General features: G+C 37.8%; 1 protein-coding gene, 1 rRNA gene and 1 pseudogene. 1 reads left to right on the top strand and 2 read right to left on the bottom strand.

Going from position 1 to position 2503, the window contains the following annotated elements; all coding sequences use genetic code 11:
- The first annotated feature begins 396 nt into the window (after positions 1-396).
- Positions 397-1269, top strand: a complete 873-nt coding sequence (locus IFO66_RS23565) for an AraC family transcriptional regulator (protein WP_192027458.1) — start codon at positions 397-399, stop codon at positions 1267-1269.
- A gap of 315 nt (positions 1270-1584) precedes the next feature.
- On the opposite strand, the pseudogene IFO66_RS23570 reads toward IFO66_RS23565, so the two are convergent.
- Positions 1585-2070, bottom strand: a pseudogene (locus IFO66_RS23570) (transposase); the annotation flags it as partial.
- Positions 2071-2383: 313 nt separating this feature from the next.
- Positions 2384-2500, bottom strand: a 5S ribosomal RNA gene (rrf, locus tag IFO66_RS23575).
- Positions 2501-2503: the final 3 nt, after the last annotated feature.

Consider the following 2503-nt stretch of genomic DNA (forward strand, 5'->3'; position numbering starts at 1 on the left):
TTTCACTCGTTGTTCAGTTTTCAAAGAACAATTCGGCTCAGATCACTTATCTTATCGACTCGTTTTCTTTCGCTCTCGTTCGCCGTGTTTCTCAGTGGCGACCTTTATAATATATCATTTTGTCTCTTTCGAGTCAAGCTTTTTTTAAAAACTTTATTTGAAGCATTTATTTTAAATGACTTTCAAACCGCTGTTTTATTTGGCTTATCTCAGCCGCTCCTCTCGGTGGCGGAAATATAATATACCACACCTTTTATTAAAATTGCAACACCCTGGTTTATTCCATTATTATGTAATTATATTTGTTTTTATTAATGTTCTGTCCTAGAGCAGCACAATATGACCAGCCAATTATTTTGAAGACTTATATAATTCAGTTAAGGAGTGATTACATATATGAACTGGGTGGAATCATTGCAAATGGCGATTGAGTATATGGAGGATCATTTGCTTGATGATATTTCAATTGAACAAATTGCAAAATATGCACATTCTTCACCATTTCATTTTCAACGGACATTTTCCATACTAACTGACATGACCGTTGGTGACTACTTGCGCCGAAGACGCTTGACTCTTGCTGCACAGGAATTAGCTACTTCTAATAGCAAGGTCATCGATATCGCTCTGAAGTATGGCTATGAAACACCTGAAGCATTTGCAAAGGCATTCCGAAAGCAACATAACTTATCGCCTAGTAATGTACGGCAGCATATCGGGAAACTTAAATCTTACAATCGTCTCATTATACAGATGAATCTGAAAGGGGTAGAACCAATGAATTATCGTATTGTAGAACGTGGTAGCTTTAAAGTAGTTGGTCAGAAAAGAGAAATTAGTATGCAAAGCAACGTAAATGGAAATATGTCTGCAATTCCACAGTTTTGGAACGATGCTCATGTTGATGGCACAAACGATCTACTATTTAAACTTAACAATGGTGAAATAAAAGGTGTTCTTGGTGTATGTGTCGATAAAGAGAGTAAGGGAAGAGACTTATCCATTATTGATTACTGGATTGGAACAGATTATATAGGAGAAACTCCGCAACAATTGCTTGAACTTGAGATACCACCATCAAAATGGGTAATTTTTGAGGTACATGGTGCCATGCCAGAAGCTATGCAAAATACTTGGAAGAAAATCATGTCAGAATGGTTCCCTTCTAACTCCTATCAACATGCAGAAATACCTGATTTAGAAGTCTATTCAGAAGGAAATCCAAACAGCTCTGATTATTATTCAGAGATTTGGATACCAATAATGTAGAACATTTTAATTATGGGGACAGTAGCTAGAAATCATCAAATATAAATAGGGGGCCTTGGCTATCTGTTTATTGGTTTACACACAGATCACTCAGTAGCAAGAGATATAAAGGGCTTATTTCTTACCCACATTAATTGAATCGGTAGCGTCAAGAATTATGTGTAAATGAAAATATCCTTCTCTTTTAGGAGACTGTGCTAGTCTTTGGTGATGAACATGGCTTGGAGTTCACCACGTGCTTGGTCAAAGCCAATGTGGCATCGGGTAGCGAAGCGTTGGTTATAACCTTCGAATTGGGATACTAAGAACTTTTCCAGTGCCTCTAATGTACACGCAGACATAAACGTTTTGCCAGCGTCTGTTTTGAGAATGCGTCAACTAGTTCGACCATTACTTTGGTCATATTGGAAACGGTTTGTGGCGTATAGTGATGTTCATACATTTTTTCAATGAAATCAGTAATCTCCGTCATCGTTACGCCTTTTTGGAACATGTGAATGACGAAAGACTCGAGTGTGTCATTGGAACGCTTATACGGAGCCACTGTCTGCTACTGAAACTCTCCATTACGGTCTCTAGGAATATGAAGTTGCAGGTCGCCATACTAGGTGTGCAGAGTACGTGTGTATCCACCATTTCCAGAATTTCCAGAATTGAATCCCAGACGGTCATACTTTTCATACTCTAGAAATGCAGTTAATTCCGTTTCTAATAGGTGATTCATGGCTGTTTCTAGATGACAGCAAAAACTTCAGTCACGTCCTGTTTTGTGACTAGAGCTTGGACCAAATCTAATGTCATAGGGAAGACCTCTTTTCTTCTGTGAATGGTGTTGTGGTGACTTCATTCTACAAGAAAAGGTCTTCCTTTTTTCTATTTATCTATTTACACAAGATATTTTACGCTCTCATTGAATCATTCAAAATTACAATAGAGAAGAGATTACATTACGCAAAAATCAGTATATTAATATATTGCTTTTCATTAAAACGATTGTGAACTATTTTAAATTCGTCTTTTAATATAAAAAGTTTTTTACCGATATAAACTTATGTACAATTAATTCGCACAAAAAAAAGCTCACCGACTATGAAGTCAGTGAGCTTTTTAATTTGCTTGGCAACGTCCTACTCTCCCAGGACCCTGCGGTCCAAGTACCATCGGCGCTGGAGGACTTAACGTTCGTGTTCGGGATGGGTACGCGTGGAACCCCTCCGCCATCGTCACCAAACAT

The sequence above is a fragment of the Paenibacillus arenosi genome (genome assembly GCF_014841135.1).
Lineage (GTDB): Bacteria > Bacillota > Bacilli > Paenibacillales > Paenibacillaceae > Paenibacillus_B > Paenibacillus_B arenosi.